General features: G+C 62.1%; 6 protein-coding genes. 5 read left to right on the top strand and 1 reads right to left on the bottom strand.

Annotated elements, in window-relative coordinates:
* The first annotated feature begins 48 nt into the window (after positions 1-48).
* The 5 genes from ACE04F_RS23175 (at position 49) to ACE04F_RS23195 (ending at position 5,610) form a co-directional block, all read left to right on the top strand.
* On the top strand, positions 49-1,644 hold the full coding sequence (locus ACE04F_RS23175) for an ABC transporter substrate-binding protein (protein WP_486110069.1): 1,596 nt from the start codon (positions 49-51) through the stop codon (positions 1,642-1,644).
* Positions 1,645-1,718: 74 nt separating this feature from the next.
* On the top strand, positions 1,719-2,729 hold the full coding sequence (locus ACE04F_RS23180) for an ABC transporter permease subunit (RefSeq protein ID WP_305496852.1): 1,011 nt from the start codon (positions 1,719-1,721) through the stop codon (positions 2,727-2,729).
* Positions 2,730-2,739: 10 nt separating this feature from the next.
* Positions 2,740-3,651, top strand: a complete 912-nt coding sequence (locus tag ACE04F_RS23185) for an ABC transporter permease subunit (protein WP_486110070.1) — start codon at positions 2,740-2,742, stop codon at positions 3,649-3,651.
* A gap of 10 nt (positions 3,652-3,661) precedes the next feature.
* Positions 3,662-4,630 (top strand): ABC transporter ATP-binding protein, encoded by a 969-nt coding sequence (locus ACE04F_RS23190; protein WP_486110071.1) that lies wholly within the window; start codon positions 3,662-3,664, stop codon positions 4,628-4,630.
* Positions 4,630-5,610, top strand: coding sequence for a peptide ABC transporter ATP-binding protein (locus ACE04F_RS23195; RefSeq protein ID WP_305496858.1), 981 nt, complete (start codon positions 4,630-4,632; stop codon positions 5,608-5,610). The genes ACE04F_RS23190 and ACE04F_RS23195 overlap by 1 nt, the downstream gene beginning before the upstream one ends.
* A gap of 229 nt (positions 5,611-5,839) precedes the next feature.
* Here ACE04F_RS23195 and ACE04F_RS23200 read toward each other — a convergent pair whose 3' ends face one another.
* Entirely contained in the window at positions 5,840-6,091 is a 252-nt protein-coding gene (locus ACE04F_RS23200; protein WP_486110072.1) for a hypothetical protein, read from the bottom strand.
* Positions 6,092-6,271 lie beyond the last annotated feature (180 nt).

The raw sequence follows: 6,271 nt of genomic DNA on the forward strand, positions 1-6,271 counted from the left end.
CCCCCCCCCCCGGTCTTTTGCCAATTACCCGATTGCAGAGGATTGACGATGAACATGAACCCCCTACGCGCCGCCATTGCTGCCGCACTGCTGAGTGTGGCCGTTGGCGCCACGGCCAAACCCCTGGTGGTTTGCACAGAAGCCAGCCCGGAAGGCTTCGACATGGTCCAGTACACGACTGCAGTCACCGCCGACGCCGTGGCCGAAACGATCTTCAACCGCCTGGCCGACTTCAAGCCCGGCACCACCGAAGTGATTCCGGCCCTGGCCGAGTCCTGGGACATCAGCGACGACGGCCTGACGTACACCTTCCACCTGCGCAAAGGCGTCAAGTTCCACACCACCGATTATTTCAAGCCGACCCGCGACATGAACGCCGACGATGTGGTCTGGAGTTTCCAGCGCCAGCTGGACCCGAATCACCCCTGGCACAAACTGTCGAGCGTGGGTTTCCCATACTTTGAAAGCATGGGCTTCAAGGAACTGCTTAAAAGCGTAGAGAAAGTCGACGAACACACAGTCAAGTTCACCCTGACCCGCCGCGAGGCACCGTTCCTGGCCGACATCGCCATGGCCTTCTCCTCGATCTACCCGGCCGAATACGCCGACCAATTGCTCAAAGCCAACAAGGCCGGCGACCTCAACAGCAAGCCGATCGGCACCGGGCCGTTCATCTTCCAGCGCTACAACAAAGACGCCCAGGTTCGCTTCAAGGCCAACCCGGACTACTTCCGGGGCAAACCGCCGGCCGATGCGCTGGTGCTGGCCATCGCCACCGATAACAATGTGCGCATGCAAAAGCTCAAGACCAACGAGTGCCAGATCGCGCTATACCCGAAACCGGACGATATCCCCAGCATCAAGAAAGACCCGAACCTCAAGGTCGCCGAGCTGGATGCGATGACCATTGGCTACACTGCTCTGAACACCAGCCACAAATACATGAGCGACGTGCGGGTGCGCAAAGCCATCGACCTGGCCTTCGACAAGGAAGCCTATGTCAGCGCGCTGTTCGGCAAGGGCAACGCCACCGTCGCGGTCAATCCGTACCCGCCGACGTTACTGGGCTTCAATCACGACCTGAAGAACCCGACCCGCGATCTCGACAAGGCGCGCCAGTTGCTCAAGGAAGCCGGCGTGCCGGAAGGCACCGTGTTTACCCTGTTCACCCGCAACGGCGGCGGCCCGACCAACCCCAACCCGATGCTCGGCGCGCAAATGATGCAGGCCGACCTGGCGAAAGTCGGGATCAAGGTCGATATCCGCGTGATGGAATGGGGCGAAATGCTCAAGCGTGCGAAAAACGGCGAGCACGATATGGTTTCCGCCGGATGGGCAGGCGATAACGGCGACCCGGATAATTTTCTGACGCCTTTGCTCAGTTGCGAAGCCGCCAAGAACGGAGAAAACTACGCGCGCTGGTGCAATGAGAAATTCCAGGCGCTGCTCGACCAGGCACGCGCCACAGTGAACCCCGAGGAGCGCGCCAGGCTCTATGAGCAGGCCCAGGTGATTTTCAACCAGGACCTGCCATGGATCAGCACGGCTCATACCCGCATGCTCACGGCAATGCGCAAGAATGTAGAGGGCTATGTGATTAGCCCGCTCACCACTAACAACTTCGCCACCACCCAGGTGAAGTAGATAAGAAGACGCCCGGCAACCTTCACCAAAGGATTGCCGGGCACGCCTAACCGGCTGATGAGGTACACCTGAAGATGTTTAGTTTTATTGCCCGCCGACTGGGATTACTGATTCCCACGTTCTTCGGCATCACCTTGCTGACCTTCGCGTTGATTCGCATGATCCCCGGCGACCCCGTGGAAGTGATGATGGGCGAACGTCGGGTCGATCCCGAAATGCATGCTCAGGCAATGGAACGCCTTGGCCTGAACAAACCGCTGTATGCCCAGTACCTGGACTACATCGGCAAACTGGCCCAGGGCGATCTTGGCGAATCGCTACGCACCCGTGAAAGCGTATGGACCGAGTTCAGCTCACTGTTTCCCGCGACCCTGGAACTGTCCCTGGCCGCGCTGCTGTTCGCCGGTATCCTCGGCCTGCTGGCCGGGGTGATCGCGGCACTCAAGCGAGGATCCCTGTTCGACCATGGGGTGATGGGCATCTCCCTGGCGGGGTATTCGATGCCGATCTTCTGGTGGGGCCTGATCCTGATCATGTTCTTCTCGGTGTCCCTGGGCTGGACACCGGTGTCGGGACGGATCGACCTGCTCTACGACATCGAGCCGAAAACCGGCTTCATGCTGATCGACACGCTGCTGGCCGACGAGCCGGGCGCGTTCCTCGACGCACTCCATCACCTGATCCTGCCGGCCATCGTGCTGGGCACCATTCCGCTGGCGGTGATCGCCCGCATGACCCGTTCCTCGATGCTCGAAGTGCTGCGCGAGGACTACATCCGCACTGCCAAGGCTAAGGGCCTGTCGCCGTCGCGCGTGGTGTTCGTGCACGGCCTGCGCAACGCGCTGATCCCGGTGCTGACCGTGGTCGGCCTGCAAGTCGGCACGCTGCTGGCCGGTGCGGTCCTGACCGAAACGATCTTCTCCTGGCCGGGCATCGGCAAGTGGCTGATCGAAGCCATCGGCGCCCGGGACTATCCCGTGGTGCAGAACGGCATCCTGTTAATCGCCTGCCTGGTGATTCTGGTCAACTTCGTCGTGGACATCCTCTACGGCTTTGCCAACCCACGCATTCGTCACCAGCGCTGAGATCAAGACCATGAGTACTCCAACTACCGCGGTAGCAGTCGATCAAAGCCTGCTGTACCCGTCCCCTTACAAAGAATTCTGGCAAGCGTTTTCCCGCAACAAGGGCGCCGTCGCCGGATTGCTGTTCATGATCCTGATCGTGTTCTGCGCACTCTTCGCCCCATGGGTCGCGCCGCACGACCCGAGCGAGCAATACCGTGACTTCCTGCTGACGCCACCAGCGTGGCTCGAAGGCGGGCAGATGCAGTTCCTGCTGGGCACCGACGAACTGGGCCGTGATTTGCTCTCGCGCCTGATCGAGGGTTCGCGGCTGTCGCTGCTGATCGGCCTGTCGTCGGTGGTGATGTCGCTGATCCCGGGCATCCTGCTGGGCCTGTTCGCCGGGTTCTTCCCGCGCATCCTCGGCCCGACCATCATGCGCCTGATGGACATCATGCTCGCCCTGCCCTCGCTGCTGCTGGCCGTGGCGATCGTCGCCATCCTCGGCCCTGGTCTGATCAACACCGTGATCGCCATCGCCATCGTCTCGTTGCCTTCCTACGTGCGCCTGACCCGCGCCGCCGTGATGGGCGAGCTGAACCGCGACTACGTGACCGCCGCCCGCCTGGCCGGTGCCGGCCTGCCGCGCCTGATGTTCATCACCGTGCTGCCCAACTGCATGGCACCGCTGATCGTGCAGGCGACCCTGAGCTTTTCCTCGGCGATCCTCGACGCCGCCGCCCTGGGCTTCCTCGGCCTTGGCGTGCAACCGCCGACCCCGGAGTGGGGCACCATGCTGGCCTCGGCCCGCGACTACATCGAACGCGCCTGGTGGGTCGTGAGCCTGCCCGGCCTGACCATTTTGCTCAGCGTGCTGGCAATCAACCTGATGGGCGACGGTCTGCGCGATGCGCTGGACCCGAAACTCAAGAATGCCGCCTGAGGAGATTCCCATGTCACTGCTAGAAATCAAGAATCTCAACGTCCGCTTCGGCGACGCCACCGCCGTGCCGGTGGTCGACGGCCTGGACCTGAGCGTGGATAAAGGCGAGGTCCTGGCGATCGTCGGCGAATCGGGCTCGGGTAAATCCGTGACCATGATGGCGCTGATGGGCCTGATCGAGCACCCTGGCATCGTCAGCGCCGACGCGCTGAACTTCGACGGTAAGAACATGCTCAAGCTGAGCAACCGCCAGCGCCGGCAGATCGTCGGCAAGGACCTGGCGATGGTTTTCCAGGATCCGATGACCGCGCTCAACCCCAGCTACACCGTGGGCTTCCAGATCGAAGAAGTGCTGCGCCTGCACCTGAAGATGTCCGGCAAGGCCGCCCGCAAACGCGCCATCGAATTGCTGGAAAAAGTCGAGATCCCCGGCGCCGCCAGCCGCATGGACGCCTACCCGCATCAACTGTCCGGCGGCATGAGCCAGCGCGTGGCGATTGCCATGGCGATTGCCGGCGAACCGAAACTGCTGATCGCCGACGAACCGACCACCGCTCTGGACGTGACCATCCAGGCGCAGATCATGGACCTGCTGCTGGCCCTGCAGAAAGAGCAGAACATGGGCCTGGTGCTGATCACCCACGACCTCGCGGTGGTGGCTGAAACCGCCCAGCGCGTCTGCGTGATGTACGCCGGCCAGGCCGTGGAAGTGGGCCAGGTGCCGCAGCTGTTCGACATTCCCGCCCACCCCTACAGCGAAGCGCTGCTGGCGGCGATTCCGGAGCACAGCATGGGCGCCGAGCGCCTGGCGACGTTGCCAGGCATCGTCCCCGGCCGCTATGACCGCCCGCAAGGCTGCCTGCTGTCGCCGCGCTGCCCGTACGTGCGCGACAACTGCCGCCAGGAGCGCCCTGCGCTCGATCCGAAATCCAACAGCCTCGCCCGCTGCTTCTACCCGTTGAACCAGGAGGTGGCGTGATGGCCGTCGTACTTACCGCCCGTGACCTGACCCGTCATTACGAAGTGTCCCGTGGCATGTTCAAGGGCCATGCGACCGTGCGCGCCCTCAACGGTGTGTCGTTCGAACTGGAGGCCGGCAAGACCCTGGCCGTGGTGGGTGAATCCGGTTGCGGCAAATCCACCCTCGCCCGGGCCCTGACGCTGATCGAAGAGCCGTCCGCCGGCTCCTTGAAAATCGCCGGCCAGGAAGTCGCCGGCGCCAACAAGGCCGAGCGCAAGCAATTGCGCAAAGACGTGCAGATGGTCTTCCAGAGTCCTTATGCGTCCCTCAACCCACGGCAGAAAATCGGTGATCAACTGGCCGAGCCGTTGCTCATCAACACCAACCTCTCGGCCACCGAGCGCCGCGACAAAGTCCAGGCGATGATGAAGCAGGTGGGCCTGCGCCCCGAGCATTACCAGCGCTATCCGCATATGTTCTCCGGCGGCCAGCGCCAGCGCATCGCCCTGGCCCGCGCCATGATGCTGCAACCCAAGGTGCTGGTGGCCGACGAACCGACCTCGGCGCTGGACGTGTCGATCCAGGCGCAGGTGCTGAACCTGTTCATGGACCTGCAACAGGAATTCAACACCGCCTACGTATTCATCTCCCACAACCTGGCAGTGGTGCAACATGTCGCCGACGACGTGATGGTGATGTACCTCGGCCGCCCGGTGGAAATGGGTCCCAACGAGTCCATTTACAGCCGCCCGCTGCATCCGTACACCCAGGCGCTGCTGTCAGCCACCCCGACCATCCACCCGGACCCGAACAAGCCGAAGATCAAGATCGTCGGCGAACTGCCCAACCCGCTCAACCCACCGTCCGGCTGCGCCTTCCACAAGCGCTGCCCGTACGCGACCGAGCGCTGCAAGACCGAAGAACCGGCGTTGCGGCCGTTGGATAACCGTTTGGTAGCGTGTCACTACGCCGAGCGGTTTCTCGACGGCGCGGCGTAAGGCTAAAAGGCAGCAAAACACTTAAGGCAGAAAAGCCTTTGTGGGGGGGGGGGGGGGGGGGGGGGCCGCGAAACAGACCCTCTTTTGGGCCTGCTGCGCAGTCCCCCCCCCCCCCCCCCCCCCCCCACGGGTGCAAGTCTTCACCTTGGGTAATGCATCCGGCATGAAAAAACCCTCCAGCCCCGAATGAGTCTCAGTTGGGGCTGGAGGGTTTTTTCATGTCAGGAATCTACGTCTGGCTATCGCCCTCTGCATCCTCATCGCCATCCGGCGTGTCGATTGGCGAACCATCATCATCCTCGCCATCGTCCGGATCGCCTGCGTCCGCATCGGTCGCGGCAAGCATCAACTCGCCTTGAACCACCGAGCCACTCGACGCGTGCTTCTCGTGCTCATCGCATTCGGCCCACGCAGCGGTGGAACCGAGGGACAGCATCACCAACACCTTTAGAAAAAACATCATGCGCAGCAGCTTATTCATAGCCAATTCCTTCTTTACCGGAGAAAGCCGGGGCCGACGGTGCTCAGGAAATATTGTTCCGAACAGACCGGTTCATCAGATAGGACGCCACGGCACAGCCAGAAATGCCGCTGTCGTAAAGATTGGTTTCGAATAAGGTTTATTCCCAAACCCACTAACACCAAAAGTCCTGTGTGGGAG

The organism is Pseudomonas sp. AGC41 (assembly GCF_057334555.1).